Annotated in this window: 23 protein-coding genes and 2 tRNA genes; 5 read left to right on the top strand and 20 right to left on the bottom strand. The window is 56.5% G+C overall.

Going from position 1 to position 26,252, the window contains the following annotated elements:
• The first annotated feature begins 103 nt into the window (after window positions 1–103).
• The 3 genes from BLV81_RS01170 to BLV81_RS01160 all read left to right on the top strand — a co-directional run bounded on the left by BLV81_RS01170 (window position 104) and on the right by BLV81_RS01160 (window position 3,190).
• A complete protein-coding gene (locus BLV81_RS01170) occupies window positions 104–907 on the top strand; it encodes an inositol monophosphatase family protein (protein WP_092351569.1) in 804 nt (267 codons plus the stop codon).
• 161 nt (window positions 908–1,068) lie between these two features.
• Window positions 1,069–1,527: a VOC family protein gene (locus BLV81_RS01165; protein ID WP_092351567.1), complete on the top strand. Its 459-nt coding sequence runs from the start codon at window positions 1,069–1,071 to the stop codon at window positions 1,525–1,527.
• A gap of 319 nt (window positions 1,528–1,846) precedes the next feature.
• Window positions 1,847–3,190 carry a DEAD/DEAH box helicase gene (locus tag BLV81_RS01160; RefSeq protein WP_092351566.1) on the top strand — a complete coding sequence of 448 codons (1,344 nt, stop codon included), beginning with the start codon at window positions 1,847–1,849 and terminating at the stop codon, window positions 3,188–3,190.
• A gap of 476 nt (window positions 3,191–3,666) precedes the next feature.
• Here BLV81_RS01160 and BLV81_RS01155 read toward each other — a convergent pair.
• From BLV81_RS01155 to BLV81_RS01120, 8 genes are all read right to left on the bottom strand, one after another.
• Window positions 3,667–3,743 (bottom strand) — tRNA-Arg (locus BLV81_RS01155).
• Window positions 3,744–3,857: 114 nt separating this feature from the next.
• A tRNA-Pro gene (locus tag BLV81_RS01150) sits at window positions 3,858–3,934 on the bottom strand.
• Window positions 3,935–4,256: 322 nt separating this feature from the next.
• Entirely contained in the window at window positions 4,257–5,576 is a 1,320-nt protein-coding gene (gene phoR / locus BLV81_RS01145) for a phosphate regulon sensor histidine kinase PhoR (protein ID WP_092351564.1), read from the bottom strand.
• Window positions 5,573–6,271: a winged helix-turn-helix domain-containing protein gene (locus tag BLV81_RS01140; RefSeq protein WP_092351562.1), complete on the bottom strand. Its 699-nt coding sequence runs from the start codon at window positions 6,269–6,271 to the stop codon at window positions 5,573–5,575. The genes phoR (BLV81_RS01145) and BLV81_RS01140 overlap by 4 nt, the downstream gene beginning before the upstream one ends.
• A gap of 46 nt (window positions 6,272–6,317) precedes the next feature.
• Entirely contained in the window at window positions 6,318–7,655 is a 1,338-nt protein-coding gene (glmM, locus tag BLV81_RS01135; RefSeq protein WP_092351760.1) for a phosphoglucosamine mutase, read from the bottom strand.
• A 65-nt stretch (window positions 7,656–7,720) separates the two neighbouring features.
• On the bottom strand, window positions 7,721–8,566 hold the full coding sequence (folP, locus tag BLV81_RS01130; RefSeq protein WP_092351559.1) for a dihydropteroate synthase: 846 nt from the start codon (window positions 8,564–8,566) through the stop codon (window positions 7,721–7,723).
• Between the two features lie 144 nt (window positions 8,567–8,710).
• Complete coding sequence (gene ftsH, locus BLV81_RS01125; protein ID WP_092351758.1) at window positions 8,711–10,597, bottom strand: ATP-dependent zinc metalloprotease FtsH; 1,887 nt, start codon at window positions 10,595–10,597, stop codon at window positions 8,711–8,713.
• Window positions 10,598–10,733: 136 nt separating this feature from the next.
• Window positions 10,734–11,378 (bottom strand): RlmE family RNA methyltransferase, encoded by a 645-nt coding sequence (locus BLV81_RS01120; RefSeq protein WP_092351557.1) that lies wholly within the window; start codon window positions 11,376–11,378, stop codon window positions 10,734–10,736.
• A 31-nt stretch (window positions 11,379–11,409) separates the two neighbouring features.
• Between BLV81_RS01120 and BLV81_RS01115 the strand changes: the two genes are divergently transcribed.
• Complete coding sequence (locus tag BLV81_RS01115) at window positions 11,410–11,880, top strand: YhbY family RNA-binding protein (protein ID WP_092351555.1); 471 nt, start codon at window positions 11,410–11,412, stop codon at window positions 11,878–11,880.
• 49 nt (window positions 11,881–11,929) lie between these two features.
• On the opposite strand, the gene BLV81_RS01110 is transcribed toward BLV81_RS01115, so the two are convergent.
• From BLV81_RS01110 to BLV81_RS01090, 5 genes are all read right to left on the bottom strand, one after another.
• Window positions 11,930–12,391 carry a DUF4149 domain-containing protein gene (locus BLV81_RS01110; protein ID WP_092351553.1) on the bottom strand — a complete coding sequence of 154 codons (462 nt, stop codon included), beginning with the start codon at window positions 12,389–12,391 and terminating at the stop codon, window positions 11,930–11,932.
• A 93-nt stretch (window positions 12,392–12,484) separates the two neighbouring features.
• Window positions 12,485–12,961: a transcription elongation factor GreA gene (gene greA, locus BLV81_RS01105; RefSeq protein ID WP_092351551.1), complete on the bottom strand. Its 477-nt coding sequence runs from the start codon at window positions 12,959–12,961 to the stop codon at window positions 12,485–12,487.
• A 202-nt stretch (window positions 12,962–13,163) separates the two neighbouring features.
• Entirely contained in the window at window positions 13,164–16,385 is a 3,222-nt protein-coding gene (gene carB, locus BLV81_RS01100) for a carbamoyl-phosphate synthase large subunit (RefSeq protein WP_092351549.1), read from the bottom strand.
• On the bottom strand, window positions 16,378–17,556 hold the full coding sequence (gene carA / locus BLV81_RS01095) for a glutamine-hydrolyzing carbamoyl-phosphate synthase small subunit (RefSeq protein ID WP_092351756.1): 1,179 nt from the start codon (window positions 17,554–17,556) through the stop codon (window positions 16,378–16,380). Before carA ends, carB begins: the two co-directional genes overlap by 8 nt.
• A 448-nt stretch (window positions 17,557–18,004) precedes the next feature.
• Entirely contained in the window at window positions 18,005–18,415 is a 411-nt protein-coding gene (locus BLV81_RS01090; RefSeq protein ID WP_092351547.1) for a GlcG/HbpS family heme-binding protein, read from the bottom strand.
• A gap of 338 nt (window positions 18,416–18,753) precedes the next feature.
• On the opposite strand from BLV81_RS01090, the gene BLV81_RS01085 reads away from it, so the two are divergent.
• Window positions 18,754–19,320 (top strand): C40 family peptidase, encoded by a 567-nt coding sequence (locus BLV81_RS01085; protein ID WP_092351545.1) that lies wholly within the window; start codon window positions 18,754–18,756, stop codon window positions 19,318–19,320.
• A 95-nt stretch (window positions 19,321–19,415) separates the two neighbouring features.
• On the opposite strand, the gene BLV81_RS01080 is transcribed toward BLV81_RS01085, so the two are convergent.
• The 7 genes from BLV81_RS01080 to pstC all read right to left on the bottom strand — a co-directional run bounded on the left by BLV81_RS01080 (window position 19,416) and on the right by pstC (window position 26,192).
• On the bottom strand, window positions 19,416–20,345 hold the full coding sequence (locus BLV81_RS01080; RefSeq protein ID WP_092351543.1) for a patatin-like phospholipase family protein: 930 nt from the start codon (window positions 20,343–20,345) through the stop codon (window positions 19,416–19,418).
• A 144-nt stretch (window positions 20,346–20,489) separates the two neighbouring features.
• The gene (gene phoR / locus BLV81_RS01075; protein ID WP_092351541.1) at window positions 20,490–21,794 is read right to left on the bottom strand and encodes a phosphate regulon sensor histidine kinase PhoR; all 1,305 of its coding nucleotides are present in this window, start codon (window positions 21,792–21,794) and stop codon (window positions 20,490–20,492) included.
• A 76-nt stretch (window positions 21,795–21,870) separates the two neighbouring features.
• Complete coding sequence (locus BLV81_RS01070) at window positions 21,871–22,560, bottom strand: winged helix-turn-helix domain-containing protein (protein WP_092351539.1); 690 nt, start codon at window positions 22,558–22,560, stop codon at window positions 21,871–21,873.
• 31 nt (window positions 22,561–22,591) lie between these two features.
• The gene (gene phoU, locus BLV81_RS01065) at window positions 22,592–23,296 is read right to left on the bottom strand and encodes a phosphate signaling complex protein PhoU (RefSeq protein WP_092351536.1); all 705 of its coding nucleotides are present in this window, start codon (window positions 23,294–23,296) and stop codon (window positions 22,592–22,594) included.
• 80 nt (window positions 23,297–23,376) lie between these two features.
• Window positions 23,377–24,162 carry a phosphate ABC transporter ATP-binding protein PstB gene (pstB, locus tag BLV81_RS01060; RefSeq protein WP_092351754.1) on the bottom strand — a complete coding sequence of 262 codons (786 nt, stop codon included), beginning with the start codon at window positions 24,160–24,162 and terminating at the stop codon, window positions 23,377–23,379.
• 111 nt (window positions 24,163–24,273) lie between these two features.
• Window positions 24,274–25,167 (bottom strand): phosphate ABC transporter permease PstA, encoded by an 894-nt coding sequence (gene pstA / locus BLV81_RS01055; RefSeq protein ID WP_092351534.1) that lies wholly within the window; start codon window positions 25,165–25,167, stop codon window positions 24,274–24,276.
• Window positions 25,164–26,192: a phosphate ABC transporter permease subunit PstC gene (pstC, locus tag BLV81_RS01050; protein WP_092351532.1), complete on the bottom strand. Its 1,029-nt coding sequence runs from the start codon at window positions 26,190–26,192 to the stop codon at window positions 25,164–25,166. The genes pstA and pstC overlap by 4 nt, the downstream gene beginning before the upstream one ends.
• Window positions 26,193–26,252: the final 60 nt, after the last annotated feature.

The following is a 26,252-nucleotide window of genomic DNA, read 5'->3' as shown; positions in this document are numbered from 1 at the left end:
TTATCAAAATACTCACCTGAAACGTCCGCTTCGTTCATTCTCATTCATATAGGTGGTCCTGTTCCCGGTTGGCACAGTGCCGCCATTTTAACGGAACCCGACCATGCATCCAATGCTCAATACGGCCATCAAGGCCGCCCGTAACGGCGCCAAGGTTATCTCGCGCGCTTCTTTCGACCTCGATTTGCTGAAAGTAACAAAAAAACAGCATAACGATTTTGTTACCGAAGTCGACCAGGCTGCTGAAGCAGCGATCATTGATGTATTGAAGAATGCCTACCCGGACCACGCCATCCTGGCCGAAGAATCCGGCGCTTCCGCCAATCTGCACGACGACAACGAAAACGTCTGGATCATTGATCCGCTCGATGGCACGACCAATTTTATCCACGGCTTCCCGCAATACTGCGTGTCGATCGCATTGCAACACCGCGGCCAGATCACCCAAGCCGTGGTCTACGACCCGACCCGCAACGACTTGTTCACCGCCACCAAGGGTTCCGGCGCTTATCTGAACGAAAAACGGATTCGCGTCGGCAAGCGCGACAAGATTGCCGACGCCCTGATCGGCACCGGCTTCCCGTTCCGTGAAACCGAAGGTCCGGCGATGGACGAGTACATGAAAATGTTCCGCATCATGACGCAAAGCTGCGCCGGCCTGCGCCGCCCCGGCGCTGCCGCCCTCGACCTGGCGTATGTCGCCGCCGGCCGCCTTGACGGCTTCTTTGAAAAAGGCCTGAAGCCTTGGGATATCGCTGCCGGCTCGTTGCTGATCAGCGAATCGGGCGGGATCGTCGGCGATTTCACCGGCGAATCCGATTATTTGTACAAGGGTGACGTGCTAGCGGGCAGCCCGAAGGTGTTTGCGCAAATGGTTGGTTTACTGTCGCCGTTTGCCAAAAAATAAACTAGTTGTCAGTTAATTGCCAGCACAAGGGGAAACTTCCCTTGCTGCGAGCAATAAAAACTCCGCTTTTTGTCATTTCAACTGCGTAGGCCAGAGACTACAATTCATGCGCATCAGCGTAATTGGACACTCTCAACAACGATCTCACGCAGGAGAACAATATGGCAGTCAAACCAATTCCGGACGGTTACACATCCGTCACCCCCTATCTTGTTGTAGACGGCGCCGCCAAGGCCATCGCGTTTTATCAAAAAGCTTTCAACGCTGTGGAAGTACTGCGCATGGAAGGCCCCGATAAAAGAATCGGGCACGCAGAAATTAAAATCGGAGACTCCCACATCATGCTGGCCGACGAATGCCCGGAGATGGAAATCCGCAGCCCGAAAACGCTGGGCGGAGCCGGCGTCAGCATTGTGCTGTACGTAGACAATGCGAATGTACTTTACCCGCAGGCAATCGCAGCCGGCGGCACTGAGTTGCGGCCACTGCAGGACCAGTTTTATGGCGACCGCTCCGGCACCCTGAAAGATCCATTCGGCCACGTCTGGACCGTAAGCACGCATATCGCCGACTACTCGGAAGAAGAAATACGCGAGCGCGCCGCTGCCGCCATGAAATAATCCGACCAACCGGCGTTTGCCTGGCACGCATTCATCAAATGGCGATCCGCCTTACATCCCAAGCGGATCGCCAACCCGGATTTCATGGCGTACAGCCCGCATAGCCCCGCGATAGTGGATAACACGCCGGAATTGCTTGCCTGTAGCGCGCCGTTGTTATACTCTCCGGCGACACAGCACATTCTCCAGTCAAATGCTGCTGTTAAGGAGGCTGACAGCCTCCCGGGAGTCGAAACGACTCCAATCTCCTCTAATCCCGTTTGCCTGCGACTGGCGCCTTATAAAAGGCGACAGGCCGATATTATTCTATTGAGTTGTCATGTCTTTTTCTGAACTCGGCTTGTCCGAAGCCATCGTTCGTGCCGTAACCGAACATGGATACACCACCCCTACCCCGATCCAGACCCAGGCCATTCCTGCGGTATTGGCGGGCGGCGATTTGCTGGCCGGCGCCCAGACCGGCACCGGCAAGACCGCCGGCTTTACCCTGCCCGTGCTGCATCGCCTGTCGACCTCGGCTACCAACCCGACCGGCAGCCAACGTCCGATCCGTGCGCTGGTGCTGACGCCGACGCGCGAACTGGCGGCACAAGTCGAAGAGAGCGTTCGCCTCTACGGCAAGTATCTGAAGCTGACCTCGGCCGTCATTTTTGGCGGCGTCGGCATCAATCCGCAAATCAAGGTGCTCAAGCATGGCGTTGATATCCTGGTATGCACTCCGGGCCGCCTGCTGGATCATATGCAGCAAGGCACCGTCAATCTGAACCACGTGGAAATCCTGATCCTGGACGAAGCTGACCGCATGCTGGACATGGGCTTTATCCGCGACATCAAGAAGATTCTTGCGGTACTGCCGAAGAAGCGCCAGAACCTGCTGTTCTCCGCCACCTTCTCGGACGAAATCAAGATCCTCGCCGACAATTTGCTGAACTCGCCGGCCATGATCGAAGTAGCGCGCCGCAATTCCACGGTGGAAGTGATCCAGCAAAAGATTCACCCGGTCGATCGCGACCGCAAGCACCCGCTGCTGGCGCATTTGATCAAGACCCATCAATGGTCGCAAGTGCTGGTATTTACCCGCACCAAGCACGGCGCCAACAAACTGGTCGAGCAACTGGAAAAAGACGGCATCAGCGGCATGGCGATCCACGGCAACAAGAGCCAGTCGGCACGCACCCGCGCGCTGGCCGAGTTCAAGGATGGCAGCCTGCAGGTGCTGGTAGCAACCGATATCGCCGCGCGCGGCATCGACATCGATCAACTGCCGCACGTGGTCAACTATGACCTGCCTAACGTGCCGGAAGACTACGTCCACCGGATCGGCCGTACCGGCCGCGCCGGCGCCACCGGTGAAGCGGTATCGCTGGTGTGCGTGGATGAGCACCAGATGTTGAAAGACATCGAGAAACTGATCAAGCGCGAGTTGCCGAAAGAAGTGGTTGCCGGTTTTGAACCGGATCCTAACGCACGTGCCCAGCCGATACAACTGCGTAGCGGTGGCGGCGGCAATCGTGGCGCCGGCGGTGGCGGCGGACGCGGACGTTCGCAAGGCGCGGCACCCGGCGCTAAACCAGCCCAGGGCCCTTCCCGCGGCCATGGCGGCGCTAGTGGAACCCAAGCACGTCCCGCGGCTCCGCGCCGCTCGGGCGGACGCGGTCGCTAAGCCTGACTAAGCAAACCAATCCGCGCTAAAACCAGTGCGATGCCGCATCAAGCGGCATCGCCGAATACCCCGCGTAACAAATAGCGCATATCGATGAGGCCAAGAAAAGCGTTCTCATCGACATGCCATCCAGCAAATTCGCCACACCAGCATTTCCCTGACATGAACGCGATCCGCAGCGGATTTAGACGTCATGCAACTCTCCCGGATTCAGTCATACGCTCTGCTCAGGTCGAGATGGGGTTATCTGCGCTACGGCCTGCAGCGAGGCTCAGGCGCGTCATAAAAATACCAGCAACACAGCACGAGATTGGCCGGACAAATCAGCCAATAAGCGTGCGCCTGACTTGAATGAGAGAGAATTTCAGAAAAGCAAAACGGACAGAAGAAATCCGCGAACATGTTTATGTCGCAGACGAAATATTGCAAATATGGAATTTGACTACAGGATAGTGCGGTGAGGATAGGCAGAAAACTGGTCCGGCCGGAGGGAATCGAACCCCCAACATTTCGGGTAGAAGCCGAATGCTCTATCCAGTTGAGCTACGGCCGGATTCATGCGCCAAGTGATGCTTTGATTCCGATCGCGAGATCTTCAAGTGCCGTGATTGATTTTCATCAACCACAAATGAAAAACGGGCTGTCCGAAGACAACCCGCTTATTTTTTGGTCGGAGTACAAGGATTCGAACCTTGGACCCCCTGGTCCCAAACCAGGTGCGCTACCGGGCTGCGCTACACTCCGAGAAGCAAGATAATAAACAGTATTCCGATTTTTGTCAAATTTTTATACAGGAAAATTTTGAAATTTTGCTGCAAAAACCAACCCAATAACGGCACCGCCAAAAGCTTATCTGCTGAAAAACTTGAGAGACGAATTAGACCAGAATTTAGAAAAATATGCGAGAGAAAATCGCATATTTCATTAAAAATTTATCTCTTCTTTTACTTCTGCTTAAAACATCAGCAAAACAATGAAAAAACGCGATGCATTATCCAAATCACTGCTTCAAAATCATTTACGAAATTATTTACGAAATTATTTACAAACTAATTTGCAAACCCAATCAATCCTGCCGCAACGCTAATTGCGCACGCTGAAAACTTACTTTAAAACGACTGCCCTTGCCATATTCCGAAGTGATTTCAAGGCGACCGCGATGGCGCAGTAAAACATGTTTCACGATCGCCAGGCCGAGGCCGGTTCCTTGCGTAGCGCGCGAGCGCGTTTTGTCGACGCGGTAGAAACGCTCGGTAAGCCGGCTCAGATGTTCCGCTGCGATGCCGATGCCGTCATCGACCACGGTCAAACTTGCGCAGTCGTTTTCCATGCCCCAGCTAACATCGATGCGTCCACCGTCTGGCGTATAACGAACCGCATTCGAGAGCAGATTGGCAAACGCGCTTTCCAGCTCGTCATGATTGCCCTTGAGATCGATTTCCTGCGCTTGCAAGGTGATATGGTGCTTGCCGCCGGATAAGGCCCTGGCCTCCTCCACTATGCGGTTCAGCAGCGGCTTGATGCGCACCGCGTCGCTGGACGGCGGCTGCAGCAGGGACTCCAGCCTGGTCAAGGTCAGCATATCGGCCACCAGCCGTTGCATGCGCTGTCCCTGCTCGGCCATCAGATGCAGCTGGCGCTGGCGGGTTTCCTCGCTCATTTCGCTGCTCAGCGCGTGTTCTAGAAAGCCGTTGATGACCGTCAGCGGAGTACGCAGCTCATGCGATGCATTGGCGATGAAATCGCGCCGCATGGTATCCGTTTTTTCATTTTGCGTCACATCGTGAGTGACCAGAATCTGGCGCCGGCTTTCGAAGGAAATCAGTTGCACCAGAATTTTTCTATCGTGATGCATGAAGGGCAATGGCTGCTCGAAGCGGCCTGACAACATGTAATCGACGAAATCAGGAGAGCGTATCAGGTTGGTCAGCAAACGCCCTTCGTCGCGCTTCAGATCCAGGCCCAGGTGGCTTTGCGCCGCCGGGTTGCACCACTCCAGATGCATCACGCCGTCGACGATCACCACCCCGTCCGGCAGCAAACTCATGGCTTGCCGAAAACGCGCCAGCCACTCCGCCATCTCGCTGCGCGAGCGCTCATCCTCCAGCCGGATATCTTCCAGCGCGGTGAATGCATGCGCCCATAAGCCCCAGGTTTTCGGCCGCCGGGCGCCGACAGGAGCATCCAGCCAGCATTCGATTTGATATAGCGACCACATCTGCAGGAACAATAATGCCGCCAGCGACAAACTAAAGAACACCAGTCCGATGATGGCGCCGTAAATGGCCGCTACCGCCGCCGCAACCAGCGCCAGCAAACCAAACCAGAGCAGCGCCGGCACCCAGAATGCGCGCGCGTTGCGGCTACTGGCCGCAGCTCTTGTCACGCTGCGGGCTCGGCGTTGAGTTTGTAGCCGACGCCGCGCACGGTTTTGACGTAATCGGCGGCGAGGCCAAGCGATTTACGCAGGCGCATGATGTGCACGTCGACCGTGCGTTCTTCGATGAACGTATGATCGCCCCAGACTTTATCGAGCAGTTGCGCACGCGAAAAAATACGGTCCGGATGCGCCACCAGGAAACGCAGCAATTTGAACTCGGCCTGATCCAGTTCGATTTCCTGGCTATCGACGGTGACCTGATAACGATCGGTATCGATCTGAATCAAACCGTGGCTAAGCAGACTTTGCCCGAGCTCCGGTATCTTGCGCCTTAACAGCGCTTGAATCCGTGCAATCAACTCCTTGGGTGAAAACGGTTTGGTAACGTAATCGTCGGCGCCCGCATTGAGTCCGCGCACCTTGTCCTCATCCATGCCCTTGGCGGTCAGCATGATGACCGGCAAGGTAGCGCTACGCGGCTGGCTGCGCCATTCCTGCAATAACGCCAGGCCGGAGGTGTCGGGCAGCATCCAGTCCAGCAGCACGGCCTTGGGCAAGATGCCGGTGATCGCTTGCCGCGCCTCATTGGCGCTATACGCAATCTCGCAGGAAAAGCCGGCGTCATCGAGCGTGAAGCGCAATAGCTCGGCGATGCCGGGTTCATCTTCGACAATCAAAATGTGGGTTTGAAATTTCGACATCGGCAATTAACTCTATTCAGTAGGCAGTCGATAATTAAGCGGACACTCAGGTAGACACCTTATCGGCAATCCGGCGCGCCATCGTTTGCGCCAGATCTGCATCCTTGGCTTCAACCATGACGCGTATCAGCGGTTCGGTGCCGGAAGCCCGGATCAACACGCGTCCGTCATCGCCGAGCTCCTGCTCAACAGCTTCTTTCTCTGCCACCATCGCCGGGCTGTTCTTCCAGTCGAAGCCCGCGCCGACCTTCTTATTGATCAAGGTTTGCGGATAAAGTGCGATATCGGCGGTCAATTGCGCTAGCGTTTCCCCGTTGCGCTTTAGTGCCGACAAGACCTGCAAGGCCGATATGATGCCGTCGCCGGTAGTATGCTTATCCAGGCACAGAAGATGGCCTGAGCCCTCGCCGCCGAGGATCCAGCCGCGCTCTTTCATCACTTCCAGCACATAGCGATCGCCGACGTTGGCGCGGGCGAACTCAACACCCATTTTGCGGAACGCCACTTCCAGCGCCATATTCGTCATCAAGGTGCCGACAGCACCTTTTACCGGGCCGATCTTCAAGCGGTCCTTCACCATCACATACAGCAGCTCGTCGCCATTATAAATGCGGCCGCTGTCATCCACCATCACCAGGCGATCGGCGTCGCCGTCCAGCGCAATTCCGATATCCGCGCGGTTGGAGCGCACCGCCAGCGCCAGCGCGTCCGGCGCAGTGGCGCCAAAGCCGGCATTGATGTTGAAACCGTTCGGCTGGTTGCCGATGGAAATGACTTCAGCTCCCAGCTCATGGAATACGTGCGACGCAATATGATACGCCGCTCCATGGGCGCTATCGACCACGATGGCCAACCCGCGCAAGTCGAGTTCGTTGGGGAAAGTGCTTTTGCAAAATTCGATATAACGTCCGGCAGCGTCATCCAGGCGCCTTGCCTTGCCCAGCTTGTCGGAGGCCACGCACTCCATCGGCAACTCCAGAGCAGCCTCGATCGCGGTTTCCACTGCGTCCGGCAATTTGTTGCCCTGCGCCGAAAAGAACTTGATACCGTTATCTTCATACGGATTATGCGATGCCGAAATCACCACGCCAGCCGACAAACGCAGCGCGCGCGTCAGGTAGGCAATCGCCGGCGTCGGCATCGGCCCGGCCAGCATCACGTCGACGCCGGCGGCGGCAAAACCGGCTTCCAATGCAGCTTCCAGCATATAGCCCGAGACCCGGGTATCTTTGCCGATCAGCACCGTCGGCCTGGCGGCGCCCGATTTTTCCTGCGCCAGCACTTTGCCGGCGGCGTAACCCAGTCTCATCACAAAATCCGGTGTAATCGGCGCTACGCCGACACGACCGCGCACGCCATCGGTACCAAAATATTTTCTTGTCATCTCAGCCTTCATTCAAATTCTCTAGTCAATCACTGCCATATTGCGGCTTGGGTATTACAGCTTACTTATTTCCGCTGCGCCGCCTGCCATACCTTGAGCGCGTCTACCGTCTCCGCCACGTCATGCACCCGGACCATCTTAGCACCCTGTGAAACCGCCGCCAAAGCCGCCGCAAGACTACCCGCAAGGCGCCGCTCCACCGGTTTGCCGGTCAACTCCCCCAGCATGGTTTTGCGCGAGATTCCCGCCAGCAAAGGCAAATCCAGCGCACGTTGAATATCTCCCATGCTTTGCAACAAGGCAACATTATGCGCCAAGGTCTTGCCAAAGCCAAAGCCCGGATCGATGCTGATACGATTTCGCGCTATCCCTGCCAGTTCCAGCACCGCCACCCGCTCCAGCAAGAAAGCGCTGACTTCTGCCACGACATCCTGGTATTCCGGCTTGATTTGCATGGTTTGCGGATCTGCCTGCATGTGCATGATGCACAAGCCGCAATCACTGTCGCGTACCGCCTCCAAGGCGCCGGGAGCACGCAAGCCGTTAATGTCATTGATCAGGTCGACGCCGGCGGCAAGCGCTTCGCGCATTACGGCCGGCTTATAGGTATCGATGGAAAGCGGTTTGCCGCAATCGCGCAGAGCGTAAATGGCCGGCATGACCCGGTCCAGTTCTTCTTCCAGCGATAGCGCCGGACTGCCAGGGCGGCTCGACTCGCCGCCTATGTCGATGATATCGACGCCGTCCGCAATCATCTGCTCGGCATGTGACAAGGCGAATTCAAGTGACTGAAATTGTCCGCCGTCGGAAAATGAATCGGGCGTGATGTTGAGGATACCCATCACCAGCGGCCGCGCTTGCGGGGTATTGACCGGGAGCCGGTAACGGCCGCATTGGAAATATTCTTGCATATTGAAAAATGGAATGGATCTAAAGAATGGATTTTAAGCGTGCGAAGATAAATAAAAAGGGCGAGGATTGCTCCTCACCCTTGCTTATACGATTTCACAAGCTGCGTCCAGGGCCTGTTGACCTGGCAGGCGCGCCGGACCGGATCAGGCCGGTGCGGTAGCAGTCGGCGAGACGCCGCCGGATGAATTGTCGCTAGGCGCTTTCCGGACCGAACTGCCGGCCTTCGGCAGGCGTGGATCGAGACCTTCCATGATGTCGTTGATCTGATCGGCATCGATGGTTTCCCAATCCAGCAGGGCCTTGGTCATCGCTTCAACCTTGTCCTTGTTTTCCTCCAGCAGGCGGCGCGACAAGGCATATTGCTGATCGAGAATGCTGCGAATCTCGGCGTCGACCTTTTGCTGGGTCGCTTCCGATACTGTTTTCGAGGACGAGCGGCCGAAGTAGGCGTCCTGCTCGGTATCTTCGTAGACCATGGTGCCCAGGGTCTCAGACATGCCGTAACGCGTAACCATCGCCCGCGCCAGCTTGGTGGCGCGTTCAAAGTCGTTCGAGGCGCCCGTCGACATCTGGTGCATGAAAATCTCTTCTGAAATACGGCCGCCGAACAGGATGGCGATTTCTTCCAGCATCTTGTCCTTGTACATGTTGACGCGGTCGTGTTCCGGCAATTGCCAGGTCAGACCAAGGGCAAAGCCACGCGGCATGATGGTGACCTTGTGCACCGGATCGGCTTTCGGCAGCAGCTTGGCTACCACCGCATGGCCGGATTCGTGATAGGCCGTATTGCGGCGTTCTTCTTCACGCATCACTGCAGACTTGCGCTCAGGGCCCATGACGATCTTGTCCTTGGCATCCTCGAAATCCTGCATCTCGACCAGACGCTTGGCGCGACGGGCAGCAAACAGGGCAGCTTCATTGACCAGATTGGCCAGGTCGGCGCCTGAGAAGCCAGGCGTACCGCGCGCCAGGATGTCGGCTTTGACGTCGGTGGAAATCGGCACCTTGCGCATGTGGACGTTCAGAATCTGTTCGCGGCCGCGGATATCCGGCAAGCCAACCACCACCTGACGATCGAAACGACCCGGACGCAGCAACGCTTTGTCGAGCACATCGGAACGGTTGGTGGCAGCGATCACGATCACGCCGGAATTGGCTTCGAAGCCATCCATCTCAACCAGCATCTGGTTCAGCGTTTGTTCGCGTTCGTCATTGCCGCCGCCCATGCCGGCGCCGCGATGGCGGCCGACTGCATCGATTTCATCAATGAAAATAATGCAGGGAGCATGTTTTTTTGCGTTTTCGAACATGTCGCGTACCCGCGATGCGCCGACACCGACAAACATTTCGACGAAGTCGGAACCGGAAATGGTAAAGAACGGCACTTTCGCTTCACCGGCAATCGCACGGGCCAGCAAAGTCTTACCGGTACCTGGTGGGCCGACCAGCAGAACGCCGTGCGGAATGCGGCCGCCGAGTTTCTGGAACTTGGTCGGGTCACGCAGAAAATCGACCAGTTCGGACACTTCTTCCTTGGCCTCATCGCAACCGGCAACATCGCCAAAAGTAACGGTATTGCTATTTTCATCCAGCATGCGGGCCTTCGACTTACCGAACGAGAACGCCCCGCCCTTGCCGCCGCCCTGCATTTGACGCATGAAGAAAATCCAGACCCCCAGCAACAGGATCATCGGGAACCATGAGATGAAGATCTGCTGCAGGAATGATGGTTCTTCCGGCTGCTTGATCTCGAATTTGACGTTATTGTTAACCAGGTCGCCGATCAGGCCGCGATCCAGCGACGTGATGGCGGTCTTGACTTTTTTACCGTCCGAAGTAGTGGCAACAATGCTGCGATCTTCAATCGTGGCATCGGTGATATGGCCTGACCGTATTTCGCTGATGAGGTCGGAATAGGCGATCGGTCCGGCGCCGCTAGCCAGTCCGCGCCCGTCGAACTGCTTGAATACGGTGAAAAGCACCAGGGCGATGACCACCCATATGGCGGCTTTGGAAAACATGTTGTTCACTAGAACTCCTTGGACGCGCTGCGCGCCTGACATAGGTACAGCTTCGAGGTATTCCTTAGATTTTACTCGGAATGGGTACGGCTTGCTAGTTTGGATATGCGGCCGCACCCATGATAAATCAAGGAAAACTTGTTAATTACCGCGGATTCTTCAATATCTTTCCAAGCAAGAAGATTTCTGACGATTTATCGCGGCTGGCTTTCGGCTTTCTGGAGGCCACGGTTTTGAATTCCTGGCGGAATTTCATCAATACTTCATTGTAACCGGTGCCGTTAAAACATTTTGCCAGCAAGGCTCCGCCTGGTTTCATGTGTTGCTGCGCGAATTCAATTGCCAAATCGATAATTTCCTCGACCCGGGCCGCATCCGAGATAGCGATGCCGGACAGGTTGGGCGCCATGTCGGACAATACCAAATCCACCTTACGCCCTTCCAGCAAACGCTCCAGCTGGCGCAAGCTGTCCGCTTCGCGGAAATCACCCTGGATGAAATACACGTCGGCAATCGGCTCCATCGGCAAGATGTCCAGGCCGATGATCATGCCATGGATGCCGCCGCCGTCCTGACCGGCCAGCTTGTTGCGAGCGTATTGCGACCAGCTGCCCGGGGTGGACCCGAGGTCGACAATGATCTGGCCAGGCTTGATCAGCTTGTCCATTTCGTCGATTTCTTTTAGCTTGTAAGCCGCCCGCGCACGATAGCCTTCTTTCTGCGCCAGCTTCACGTAAGGATCGTTAATGTGGTCGTGCAACCAGTTTTTGTTTAATTTCTTCTTTGCCATTCGCGTAGAATACCGTTTTTAAGGAATTTTTATGTTGAAACTTACATCCGCCGAGCGTAGCGAGCTCCGTTCCCAAGCCCACGGACTGGATCCGGTGGTCCTGATCAGCGATGATGGCTTAAAACCATCCCTGATGAAAGAGATCGATGCCAGCCTGAACGCCCATGGCCTGATTAAAGTGCGTGTATTCGGTGATGATCGCGAGGCACGGATTGCCATCTACGAAACTATTTGCGAAAAACTCAATGCAGCGCCGGTACAACACATCGGCAAACTGCTGGTCCTGTACCGCCCGCAAAAAGATGCGGCCAAAGAACGTAGCGAAACGCGCGGCAGAGGCATGCGCGAAGTGACCATCGTCAAACCAAGCCCCAGCGGCACCAAGCGGCCATCGGTGACCAAGGTCATGGTAAAGGGCAATGAACGCGTGACCCAGGGCGGCAACATCAAGCGCGCCAAACCGCGTCAGAAAAGCGGCAAGAAATCGGCATTGGGCCGTTAATGCTGACGTTTATGGTTGCTGCAGCGACTGCGGCAACCATGACGGCGCTCTAGCGCAAACTGCGTAAGCGCAGAATCAGCCCCACTCCCAACAAACTCTGGATCAGGAAGATGCCGCTGGCAACGCCGTGCAGAATCCCGAACTGCGTCCTGGCGCCGTCGCTCATCACACCGCCGGTTGCCGCAGACGCTTCACGCAAGCTGGCCATGAATGGCTGGATACCGAAATAACCGACCAGGGTACAAATCAGCATCGCCAGCGTCAGCTTCAGCAATGTCTTGCGCAACGGTGCTGCATCGTCATAGGTTCTGTAGCTGAACAACAGGATCAAGGCTACGCCGCAGGCTATCGTCAACCAAGCCTCGATCCGGAACAGGCTGCCGGCGATGGTGCCGGCCAGCGCGCGGTCGGGCAAGGTGGCGAACAACGCCGGCGCGACCAGATAACCAACCGTCCACAGACTACCCACCCATAAGGTGGCGATTAACAATCTGAGTCTTACTACAAGCATTGCCACTCCCGGGTTTCTGATCAAGCCGCTCTAATTACACTCAAAGCATTCTCAAGGCTTCAGCCGCATGCGACGCTGCCCGACGCACCAGCTTTAGATGTAGCGGACTTCCAGAATTTCATATTCGCGGATGCCGGATGGCGCTTGCACGCCGACCACGTCGCCGGCGGTCTTGCCGATCAGCGCACGTGCGATCGGCGAGGTCACGGAAACCTTGGCCGACTTGATGTCGGCTTCATCGGTGCCGACGATTTGATAAGTTACCTTATCGCCCGATTCCAGGTCTTCCAGATCGACCGTAGAGGCAAACACCACGCGCCCGTCCGCATCCAGGGTTGCCGGATCAATAACCTGCGCGGCTCCCAGCTTCCCCTCCAGGTCGGCAATCCGGCCCTCGACGAAACCTTGCCGCTCTTTCGCCGCATCATAATCCGCGTTTTCCGAAAGATCGCCATGTGCGCGTGCTTCTGCGATGGCTTTGATGACAGCTTGACGCTCCTTCGTTTTCAAATGATGTAATTCATCTTTCAACAATTGTGCGCCATGCTTGGTAAGAGGTACTGAGCTCATAGGGATGGTATTCAAAAAAATTTAAATGGGATTATCACGCACGCAATAAAAGGTCGCGGAGGTCAAAAACGTACCGAAAAAAGGGTGCGCTCATGACCTCCGCAGGAACTTCTGTAGCTAAATTGTACGTTTCGGCGGCTTCCAGACGCCAATGCAGCCCGGAAGCGATTCAGGATGCGCCTAGGCGCATCCTGATCTGACCTTAGTGTAAGGTTTTATGCAGCCCTTGTAAATCATAGACATGCAACTCGTCCAGATGACGCATGCCCTCGACCGCCGCCTCTGCGCCGGCAATCGTGGTATAGGTCGTGGCGCGTGCCGCCAGGGCCGAGATACGGATCGCCCGCGAATCGACAATCGCGCTACGCTTTTCTTCGACCGTGTTGATCACCAATGAAATCTCATTGTTCTTGATCATGTCGACCACGTGCGGGCGTCCTTCGACCACCTTGTTGACGGTTCCCACAGGAATCCCGGCAGCGCTGATAGCCGCTGCGGTACCCTTGGTCGCCACCACCGTGAAGCCGAGCGCCACCAGATCCTTGGCGACCTGCACTGCTCGCGGCTTGTCGCTGCCCTTGACGCTGAGGAATACCTTGCCGGAACTCGGCAGCTTGACGCCGGCGCCGAGCTGCGACTTGACGAACGCCTCGCCGAAAGTTTTACCAACGCCCATTACTTCACCGGTGGATTTCATTTCCGGACCGAGAATGGTGTCGACGCCCGGGAACTTGACGAACGGGAATACCGCTTCCTTGACGCTGAAGTATTTCGGCAAGACCTCTTCCTTGATGCCCTGGCTGTCGAGCGACTGGCCGACCATGCAGCGGGCGGCAATCTTGGCCAGCTGCAAACCGGTAGCCTTGGACACGAACGGCACGGTACGCGAGGCGCGCGGATTGACCTCCAGCACAAACACCACGTCCTTGCCATCGATCTGCTGAATCGCAAACTGCACGTTCATCAAACCGACCACGTTCAAGCCCTTGGCCATCAGCGATGTCTGCCGCTTGATCTCTTCGATGGTTGCCGGCGACAGCGAGTAAGGCGGCAGCGAACAAGCCGAATCGCCGGAGTGCACGCCGGCCTGTTCGATATGCTCCATGACGCCGCCGATAAAGGTGCGCTCGCCGTCGGACAGGCAGTCAACGTCGACTTCGATAGCGTCGTTCAGGAAGCGGTCCAGCAATACCGGTGAATCGTGCGAGACCTTGACCGCTTCGCGCATGTAGCGCTCAAGGTCGCGTTGCTCGTGGACGATTTCCATCGCGCGGCCGCCCAAAACGTAGGATGGACGCACCACCAGCGGATAGCCGATTTCCTGCGCCAGGCGCAATGCGTCTTCTTCAGTACGCGCGGTACGGTTTGGCGGTTGCCGCAAGCTCAGGTCGTGCAGCAGCTTCTGGAAACGCTCGCGGTCTTCGGCGGCGTCGATCATGTCCGGCGAAGTGCCGACGATAGGCACGCCGTTGGCTTCCAGATCCAGCGCCAGCTTCAGCGGCGTCTGGCCGCCGTACTGCACGATCACGCCGTATGGCTTTTCCTTGTCGACGATTTCCAGCACGTCTTCCAGCGTCACCGGTTCGAAATACAGGCGATCCGAGGTGTCGTAGTCGGTCGATACGGTTTCCGGATTGCAGTTGACCATGATGGTCTCGTAGCCGTCTTCACGCATCGCCAGCGCCGCATGGACGCAGCAATAATCGAATTCGATACCCTGGCCGATACGGTTAGGACCGCCGCCCAGCACCATGATCTTCTTTTTATCGGTCGGATTCGATTCGCACTCTTCCTCGTAGGTCGAGTACATGTACGCCGTATCGGTCGAAAATTCGCCGGCGCAGGTATCCACCCGCTTGTAGACCGGGCGGATATTCAAGGCCAGGCGCTTCTTGCGCACTGCAGTATCGGTAGTCTTCAGCAGCTTGGCCAGGCGGCGATCGCCGAAGCCCTTTTGCTTGAGGCGGAACAGCGTGTCGCGGTCCAGCGCTTCCAGCGTCTGGCTCTTTTCCAGCCACAGCTCGATATCGACGATTTCCTTGATTTGCGACAGGAACCATGGATCGATGTGGGTCAGCTGATGCACTTCTTCCAGCGTGAAGCCTTGGGCGAACGCATCGCCGACATACCAGATACGGTCCGGACCCGGCTCGCCGAGTTCTTCTTCGATAACTTCGCGGTCCTGCGTCTTTTCGTTCATGCCGTCGACGCCGACTTCAAGGCCGCGCAAGGCTTTCTGGAACGACTCCTGGAAGGTGCGGCCGATCGCCATCACCTCGCCCACCGATTTCATCTGCGTCGTCAGATGATCGTCGGCAGTCGGGAATTTTTCAAATGCAAAACGCGGAATCTTGGTGACCACGTAATCGATCGAAGGTTCGAACGATGCCGGTGTCGCGCCGCCGGTAATTTCATTGCGCAACTCGTCCAGCGTAAAGCCCACCGCCAGCTTCGCCGCGATCTTGGCGATCGGGAAACCGGTGGCTTTGGAGGCCAGCGCCGAAGAGCGCGATACGCGTGGATTCATTTCGATCACGATCATGCGGCCATCGGCCGGATTGACCGAGAACTGCACGTTGGAGCCGCCGGTATCGACGCCGATCTCGCGCAATACCGCCAGCGAGGCGTTACGCATGATCTGGTATTCCTTGTCGGTCAGGGTCTGGGCCGGCGCGACCGTGATCGAGTCGCCGGTATGCACACCCATCGGATCCAGGTTTTCGATCGAGCAAACGATGATGCAGTTGTCCGCCTTGTCGCGCACCACTTCCATCTCATACTCTTTCCAGCCGATCAGCGATTCCTCAATCAGCAATTCCTTGGTCGGCGATGCTTCCAGGCCGCGGCGGCAGATGGTTTCGAATTCTTCGGCGTTGTATGCAATGCCGCCGCCGGTGCCGCCCATGGTGAACGAAGGACGGATGATGACCGGGAAGCCGAGTTCCTTCTGCACACTCCAGGATTCATCCATGGTGTGGGCGACGCCGGAACGGGCCGAACCGAGGCCGATCTTGGTCATCGCTTCCTTGAACTTGGAGCGGTCTTCGGCCTTGTCGATCGCTTCAGGCGAAGCGCCGATCAATTCGACATTGTATTTTTCCAGGATGCCGTGGCGATGCAAATCCAGCGCGCAGTTGAGCGCGGTCTGGCCGCCCATGGTCGGCAGGATCGCGTCCGGCTTTTCCTTGGCGATGATGCGTTCCACCGCTTGCCAGGTGATCGGCTCGATGTAGGTAACGTCGGCCATTTCCGGATCGGTCATGATGGTGGCCGGATTGCTGTTGACCAGGATCACTTTGTAACCCTCTTCGCGCAGCGCCTTGCAGGCCTGGGCGCCGGAGTAGTCGAACTCGCAAGCCTGACCGATGATGATCGGGCCAGCGCCGATAATCAGGATGTTTTTTATATCACTACGCTTAGGCATTTTTATTTTTCTCCAACATCGTTTGACTCATCAGCTGAATGAAACGATCGAACAAGGGGGCGATGTCATGCGGGCCAGGCGACGCTTCCGGGTGGCCCTGGAAGCAGAATGCCGGCTTGTCGGTGCGGGCGAAGCCCTGCAGCGAACCGTCGAACAGCGATACGTGCGTCACGCGGCAATTGGCCGGCAGGGTTGCGCCATCCACTGCGAAACCGTGGTTTTGCGATGTGATCAGCACTTGCTTGCTATCCAGGTCCTGCACCGGATGATTGGCGCCATGGTGGCCGAACTTCATCTTGAGCGTCTTGGCGCCGGATGCCAGCGCCATGATCTGGTGGCCGAGGCAGATGCCGAAAGTCGGAATCGCGCGCTCGATCAATTCCTTGACGGCGGCAATCGCGTAATCGCACGGCTCCGGGTCGCCAGGGCCGTTAGACAGGAAAATGCCGTCCGGATTGAGCGCCAGCGCATCGGCAGCGGAAGCTTGCGCCGGCAATACGGTAATCTTGCAGCCGCGTTGCGCCAGCATGCGCAGGATGTTGAATTTGACGCCGTAGTCAAACGCCACCACATGATACTTGGGCGTGATTTGCTGATCGTAGCCGCGGCCGAGACGCCACTCAGTCTCGCTCCAGCTGTAGGCCTTGGCGGTCGACACCACCTTGGCCAGGTCCATGCCGGCCAGGCCGGGGAAACCGCGCGCCAGTTCCAGCGCTTTTGCGGTAGCCGCAGCGATGTCCGGCTCGCCGGCGACGATGGCGCCGCCCTGCGCACCTTTTTCGCGCAAAATGCGTGTCAGCTTGCGCGTATCGATGCCGGCGATGGCAACGATATTCGACTCTTGCAGGTAGGCATCGAGTGTTTGGGTGGAACGGAAATTCGATACCAGGCGCGGCAGATCGCGAATGATCAGGCCGGCGGCATGAATCCGGGAGGACTCGACATCCTCTTTATTGACGCCGGTATTGCCGATATGCGGATAAGTGAGGGTGACGATCTGGCGGCTATAGCTTGGATCGGTGAGGATTTCCTGGTAGCCGGTCATGGCGGTATTGAATACGACTTCGCCAGTCGTATGACCAACGGCGCCAATTGAAATACCTTTGAAAATCGTCCCATCTGCTAGCGCAAGGATGGCCGGTACGGTGAGGCCAGAAAAAAATGGCTGCAAGGGGTAACTCCTGATGTTGTTACCGCCGCTGCGCTGCGCCAAACGACCGCTATGAAACCCCAAACAGTGACGATTTGGCGGCTTTTATAGTCTTTTTGGGACGAGATGGATGGTGGTATGCGCTACGGCGGAGTAAATTGGGCTAAACCCTGCAATTATAGCCGACAACGCCCTGCCCGGCAATCCGGCCAGACGCCAAGCCGAGGATTTTCGCATAAATAATTACGAAAAATCATGAAAAATCAATGACCATGATTTAATTGTCAACAATACTGACGAACAGCGCCTTGGTTATCAATCCAACTGCCAATAATGGGCAGCTTGCCGGTTCGGCATGCCGAACCGGCAAGCTGCCTTAATCCCTGCGCGAACAACACGGTTGCCGTCGCCGATCTGCACCATCCAACAGCGCCGGCCAGCGCGGCTAACCGCATTTCCATCATCCGACTTAAGCGGCGCCCAAGGCAGCAATACCCGCCTTAGCGATTTGCACATCTTCGCTCGACTTCACGCCGGAAACGCCAACTGCACCCAGATATTCGCCGCCAACCAGGATCGGCACTCCGCCCTCCAGCAAGCCTTCCAGGTTAGGGGCGGTAATGAACGAGAAACGACCATTGTTGATCATGTCTTCGTAAATCTTCGATTCACGCTGGCCCAGGGCCGCGGTCTTGGCCTTGGCGGGGGCGATATGGGCCGAAATCGGCGCACAGCCGTCCATGCGTTGCAACCATAGCAGGTGACCGCCGTCATCCACGATCGAAATTGTGACAGCCCAACGGTTCTTGAGCGCCTCAGCCTCAGCAGCTGCCGCAATTTTCTTTACATCGTCGAGTGTCAAAACTTGTTTCGATTTCATTTTTGCTCCTTGTGAAATAACTGATTATTGTACTTTAGTGCTCTGCAATAGGCATCCGCATCGACCGTTTTGCCGGCAGATTATTTCTGGCGCGGCATTTTTGGCTTAGTGGTCCGGCTTAATACTCCGACTCGATATTTCAACTTGACACCCTGGCTTGATATTTGCTTTACGGAAACTTCAATTGCAAGAAAATTTCTGCGATTTTCAAGATTTATCCGACTTTAATTATCACAGTGACATGACGCAGTACCGCTCAGCCGCCTGCCAAATTTGACAGGTACCTCTTATTCACTTACATTCGTGCGATCGTAATGTCCCAGAGCCTACCCATAACGATGTCGATCAAAGAAGCCTTTCCCCTATTCCAGACATTTGCACTTGCCTTCGCGCTGATCGCCACGCTGTTGCTGTACACACCCGCGCGCGCTTCCGATATCACCGATATCGATCCGCGGCCGATAGCAAGCAGCACCCGCAGCAAACTCCAGCAATTTACCGATCGAGCCTCGGGCCTGGCCGTGAGCGCGATGGGCATGATCGGCATTCATTATAAATATGGTGGCAATAGCCCCGAAAACGGCCTGGACTGCAGCGGTTTGGTACGCTATGTCTTCAAGGATGCCTGGGGCGTCAACGTCCCACGTACCGCCGCGGAATTGAGCCGCAGCGGCGAAAAGGTCGACAAGCAGGATTTGAAGCCGGGCGACCTGGTGTTCTATAACACGTTGCGCCGCAGCTTCTCGCACGTGGGTATTTACCTGGGCGACAATAAATTCATCCATGCCCCGTCCGCCGGTGGCCAAGTGCGTATCGAAAGCATGGATCTGGCTTATTGGAAATCGCGCTTCAATGGTGCGCGTCGCATCAATGATACGGAACCGGATAGCTACAGCCATCAATAATCGGCGCTGTTATCCCCTGCCAGTTCGCAGGCCGCCAGTTTCTTCCTTGTAGATAGAAGATCGCAGGTGATTCCGGTACGGAACGCCTACCGCACTTACTCTTCGCGCTTTTCCTTCAATTTCTTCTTGATGAGCGCCATCTGCGCCATTGCCGCCTGTTCACCGGCCAGTATCGCGGTATTACGCGCGGCAAAATCGTTACCCTTCATCGCCCCCAGCTCCGGACGGATGACAATATCAGCGTCTTTCAACTCATAACTGTTGATAGTTTGCCCCATGATGGCAAAGGTTTGCAGCAATACGTCGACCGAGCTTGAGGCGGCCTGGGCCTCCGGCGAGGCGGAAATATTCACGGCAATCACAAAATCCGCCCCCATTTCATGCGCGAAACGCACCGGCACCGGCGACACCAGGCCGCCGTCAACATACAGACGGCCGCCGACATTCACCGACTGGAAAACACCCGGCACCGCCGAAGACGCCCGCACCGCCACACCAGTGTTACCGCGGCGAAACAGGATGGGGACACCGCTATGCAAATCAGTGGCAACCGCGCCAAACGGGATTTTCAGTTTCTCAATCTGCACATTGTGGACGGTCTTGTTGACGTAGTTCTGGATCGCCTCACCCTTCAACACGCCGCTGACCTTGGCAAAAAACGGTACGGACCAATCCGAAATAGCGGCCTCGTCCATTTGTAGCGCGATCTTTTGCAGCGCAAAGCCGTTATTGCCGGCAGCATACATTGCACCGACCACACTACCGGCGCTGGTGCCGACCACGATATCCGGCATTATCCCTTGCGATTCCAGCGCCTTGATCACGCCGATATGGGCAAAACCGCGAGCAGCGCCGCCACCCAATGCGAGGCCGATCTTGATCGGTCTGGCGACTTTTGGCTGCGCGACCGGAACCACTGCCACTGGCGGTATCTGCGGCGCAATCGGATTGCTGCCGCAGGCGGCCAGCAAAGCGCATAAAACGAGACTGATTGTAAGAGTAGGCAGTAAGCGCGGAAAGGACATGACAATGGGGGGCTTGGATGGGAAACGCGAGCGCTGTCAATCATCGACAACGAGCGCGGCCGGCGACAAGGCGTCGCCGCAGAATTGTAGCTGATGTTGAAGACTTCAGCCGCTTTCAGAATACTCAGGCAACGCTCAGCCGTTTCAGGCTTTCGCTGCAGCAACGATTGAAGTTGCAGGCAAGTTGACGGTAAATACGCTACCTTCGCCCGGCCGCGATTCAACCCCCAAGGTACCATGGTGGCGCAACAATACATGTTTGACGATGGCCAGGCCGAGACCGGTACCCTGGGTTTCTCGTGAGCGGCTCTTATCGACCCGGTAAAACCGTTCGGTCAGCCGCGAAATATGTTCGCCGCTGATACCGATGCCGGAATCCTTGACCACCAGTTGCGGCCCCAATTTGCCATTTTGCCAAATAATCTGGATTTTTCCGCCAGCCGGCGTGTAACGGACCGCATTGGAAATCAGATTGCTGAATGCGCTGCGCAGCTCGTCCTTGCTGCCGGTGACGTCGGGTCCGTCGACCGCCAGGGAAAACGTATGCTTTCCCGCGGACAGCACTTCAGCTTCCAGCAACAAGCTGTGCAGCATGGCTCGCATATCCACCGGCTCGGGACGCAATGGGTAATCGATCGACTCCAGGCGCGTCAAGGTAAGCATGTCGCCGATCAGGTTTTGCATGCGGTGGCCCTGCTCCGTCATCAACTGCAGATGGGCGGCACGGGTCTGCCGGTCAAGATCCGGTTGTGCCTGCGCGATCTCCAGAAAGCCGTTGATCACCGTCAATGGCGTGCGGAGTTCGTGCGAGGCATTGGCGATGAAATCACGCCGCATCATGTCGATTCTTTCGGATTCGGTGGCGTCGTGGGTCACCAGGATCTGGCGGCGATTTTCAAACGGGATGATTTGCACGATAAGCTTACGTTCGCGCAAGCTCAAGGTCAGCGGCTGATCGTAGCGGCCGAGGATGATGTAATCGATGAAATCCGGGGTGCGAATCAGATTGGTGACCCGCATTCCCTTGTCGCGCCCGTGCTGCAGGCCCAGATGCCGCTCGGCGGCCGGGTTGCACCACTCCAGGAACAAGACGTCGTCCATGATGACGACCCCGTCCGGCAATAAATGCATGGCTTGGCGAAAGCGCGCCAGCCATTCGCTCAGTTCGGTCTGATGCTTTTCATCGTCGCGCCGCAAGCGGTACAGGCGCGAAAAAATATCGGTCCACGCACCCCAGCCGTCGGGCAGTTTTTCACTGCGCGGATTGTCCAGCCAGCCGCTCAGCCGGAACAGGTAGTGCAGTTGCACCACCACGGCAATCGACATCAAGACCAGGCCCAGCGCCAGGCCAGGCACCGCGCCAAACAGCCCCCAGACTATGCCGGAGATGACAAAGATCAGCAAGATCCGCAGCAATGCCGGGATCCAGAACAACATCTGTGGATTCATAAATCACTATTTTGCGAAGGAGGCAAGGTTCACCGCTGCGAGCCCCGGCTGGCGGTTCGCGCCTGAAATTATTTTACTATTTTGCTGAAAGCATGTAGCCGACGCTACGCACAGTACGAATCAGGTGTTCCGATTCACGTAACGCCTTGCGCAAGCGCAGCACATGGACATCCACGGTGCGCTCTTCGATGACCACATGGTCGCCCCACACCTTGTCCAGCAACTGGCTGCGCGAAAAGACCCGGTCCGGGTTGGCCATGAAGAATTTCAGCAAACGATATTCGGCGTGGCCAATATCGATTTTCTGGTTTTCCAGGCATACCGAGCAGCTGGCGGGATCGAGCGACACCGAGCCGGCCGACATCATGCCGGGGACCTCATCCGCGCCTTTGCGCCGCAATAAAGCCTTGACGCGCGAGGTCAGTTCACGCGGCGAAAACGGCTTGGTCATGTAATCGTCGGCGCCATTGTCGAGACCCGAGATCTTGTCTTCTTCCATGCTTTTCGCGGTCAGCATCATGATCAGCATCGACTGCAGCTGGCGATCGGCACGCATTTGCGACAACAAGCGCAGGCCGCTCTGGTCCGGCAGCATCCAGTCCAGCAGCACCAGATGCGGTGTGCGGCGCTGGACGAATTCCCAACCGTCGGCCGCGGTATGCACGATGGACGGGTTCCAGCCGGCTTCCTTAATCGTGAAGCCAATCAATTCGGCAATCGCCGGCTCATCTTCGATAATCAGGATGGATGTTTTATCGGCGGCCATTTTTTAAGACGCGGTTAATGTTACGTTTCGATTACGCATCATCACCGAGTTGACTGGCAGCGTAATCGGTATGACGGATATCCTTGCCCTCGACAATGTAAATCACGTACTCGGCGATGTTCTTGGCATGGTCGCCGATGCGCTCGATCGCCTTGGCCACCCATAAGGTATCCATCGAGGCCGATATCGTGCGCGGATCTTCCATCATGAAGGTGATCAGGTTGCGCATGATGGAACGGAAATCGCGGTCGATCACCACATCTTGCGCAATCAGCCTGGTGGCCTGTTTCTCATCCAGGCGCGCCAGCGCATCCAGCGCGTCGTGCAGCATGTCAGCTGCGCCGCTGCCGATGACGCGCACGGTTTCCGTATGATCGATGGTGCCGGCGCCGCGCTTGTGCAAGTGAATTGCCGTGCGCGCGATCTTGGCCGCTTCATCGCCGATGCGCTCGAGATCGGTAATCACCTTGATGGTCGCCATCACGGTCCGCAAATCGTTGGCAGTCGGCTGGCGGCGCACGATCAGATGGCTGCAGGCATCATCCAGCTCGACTTCCAGGCGATTGACCTGATCGTCATCCTTGATGACTCTTTCCGCAGCATCCAGGTTGCCGGTGCGGAAAACGTTAAGCGCTTCCTGAAACTGGCGTTCAACCAGTCCACCCATGAGCAACACTTTGGAACGTATGGTTTCCAAATCCGTGTCGTACTGCTTAGAAGAATGTTCGCCGGTCATCTGATTTCTTTCCGTTCTCTGCAATTCAGTATAGGTATTTCAGCTTATGCGTTTCAGCAATTTCGTCGAGAAATTTGCCCTTAACCAAAGCGGCCGGTAATGTAATCCTGGGTTTCCTTGCGCGCCGGATTCATGAAAATCTGATCGGTCTCGCCGAATTCCACCAGTTCGCCCAGATACATGTAGGCGGTGTAATCGGAGCAGCGCGCAGCCTGCTGCATGTTGTGCGTAACGATGACGATGGTGTAGTCCTGCTTCAGTTCGCTGATCAGCTCTTCCACCTTGGCGGTCGAAATCGGATCCAGTGCCGAGGTAGGTTCGTCCAGCAGCAAGACATCGGGGCGCACCGCAACGCTGCGCGCGATGCACAAGCGTTGTTGCTGTCCGCCGGACAAGCTCAGGCCGCTCTTGTTCAATTTGTCTTTGACTTCACCCCACAAGGCAGCCTTCGACAGCGCCCATTCGACGCGCTCGTCCATTTCGCCCTTAGGCAGGTTTTCGTACAGGCGAATCCCGAAAGCGATGTTGTCGTAAATTGACATCGGAAACGGCGTCGGCTTCTGGAACACCATGCCAACCTTGGCGCGCAGCATGTTCAGATCCTGCCCTGCTTCCAGGATGTTGCGGCCCGCGTACATGATCTTGCCTTCCGCGCGCTGGCCCGGGTACAGGTCGTACATCCGGTTCAAGGTGCGCAGCAAGGTTGATTTTCCGCAACCGGACGGCCCGATAAACGCGGTCACTTTCTTTTCATTGATATGCAGGTTGATATTCTTCAAGCCATGGAAATTGCCGTAGAAAAAATCCAGCTGCGAGATTTCTATGGTTGGCGGCTTAGTCGCATGCATCGGCTGCATCGATTGCATATCGAGATGATTCAATTTGGTAGAAGTTTGCATGTTATTGACCAGTGAGTGACCAGCAAGTGATCATTAAGGACGGCAATCTAAATATCTAAATGATTACAGGCAAGTGCGTCAGCCCGGAATCTTCTGGCTGAACAATGAACGCGATACGATGTTCAAGGCCAGCACGCTGAAGGTGATCAACAAGGCCCCGCCCCAAGCCAGCGGCACCCAGTTGTCAAACGGGCTCATCGCAAACTGGCTGATGACTACCGGCAGATTCGCTATCGGTTTGTTCATGTTGGTGCTGAAGAACTGGTTATTCAATGCGGTAAACAACAGCGGCGCCGTTTCTCCTGCAATCCGCGCCACCGCCAGCAACACACCCGTGACTACGCCAGCCTTGACCGCACGCAGACGCACCAGCAACGCCACTTTCCAGCGCGGCGCCCCCAGGGAAAATGCTGCTTCACGCAGGCTGCCAGGCACCAGTTTCAGCATATTATCGGTAGTCCGCACGATCACCGGCACGGCAATCAGGGACAGTGCAAAAGTACCGGCCCAGCCTGAGAAATGACCGACCTTGGCGACATAGATGGCGTAGACAAACAAGCCGATCACGATCGATGGCGCCGACAACATGATGTCGGTAACAAAGCGCGTCACCTGCGCCAGCTTGCTTTCCTCGCCATACTCAGCCAGGTAGATGCCGGCCAGGATGCCGATCGGGGTACTGACTACCGTCGCCATGCCAACCATCATCAGGCTGCCGATAATCGGATTCAGCAAGCCACCGGCGCCTGAGCCGGGAGCGGGCGTATTTTGCGTCAGGATGCCAAGGTTGAGCGCGCCAAAACCTTTGATGACCAAAGTCGCCAGAATCCAGGCCAGCACCGCGATGCCCATGGCCATCGCCAGGAAAGACAAGATCATGCCGAAACGATGCATCAGCAGGCGTTTGCGATAAACCGGGTTGGCCCGCGGATTAACCACTAAGCCCGGCTGGATATCAGCAGAATTCTTCATTTGGCACCTTCTTTACGGGACATGCCCATCAACATGATTTTAGCGATCGACAACACGATGAAGGTAATCACGAACAGGATCAGGCCAAGCGCAAACAAGGCCGATACGTGCAGCGTGGTGGAGGCTTCGGCGATTTCATTGGCCAGCGTCGAAGCGATGCTGTTGCCCGAGGCGAACAGCGACCAGGATAGCCGCTGCGCATTGCCGATCACGAAAGTGACCGCCATGGTTTCGCCTAAAGCACGCCCCAGGCCCAGCATGACGCCGCCGACGACGCCGGTTTTAGCATACGGCAGCACCACTTTACGCACCACTTCCCAGCGCGTGCAGCCCAAGCCGTAAGCTGATTCTTTCAGCACCGCAGGAACGACTTCAAACACGTCGCGCATGACGGATGAGATAAATGGAATGATCATTACGGCCAGAATCAGGCCGGCAGTCAGCAAGCCTATGCCCATTTTAGGACCGCTGAACAAGGTGCCGATCAGCGGCAGCTGGCCGAGCGTATTCGACAGGAAAGGCTGGCCGTACTTGGCAAATAAAGGTGCGAATACAAACAAACCCCACATGCCGTAGATGATGCTCGGCACGCCCGCCAGAAGTTCCACGGCGGTACCCAATGGGCGACGCAATTTTGCCGGGCAGATTTCCGTCAGGAACAGGGCAATCCCGAAACTCACCGGAAACGCGATCGCCAGGGCAATGAACGAGGTCACCAGAGTGCCGACGATGGCGATCATCGCGCCATAATGGTCGTTGACGGGGTCCCACTCGATGGTGGTAATGAAGGATGGCCCGAACTCGCGGAATACCGGCCAGGCGCCGATCGCCAGGCAGACGATGATGCCGAGCAAGACCGCCAGCACGAGCAGCGAGAATATCAGCGTGACCTTGTGGAACAGGAAATCCTGGATGCGTTGCTTACGCATCGTGGCTAGCAAGCTCTGATGCGATAAACCCGCCTCTTCAGCGCTGATTGACTGGGGTGAGATCGATTGTGCCATGACAGGAATATTTGCACTCATGAGTAGCGATATCCGATGAAGAATAACATGCGGCAGCGAGAACTCCAGCGCAGCGAATCA

The sequence above is a fragment of the Collimonas sp. OK242 genome (assembly GCF_900107095.1).
GTDB lineage: Bacteria > Pseudomonadota > Gammaproteobacteria > Burkholderiales > Burkholderiaceae_D > Collimonas.
Note: the sequence above shows the minus strand (reverse complement) of the source record. Positions and strands in the feature narration are given on the sequence as shown.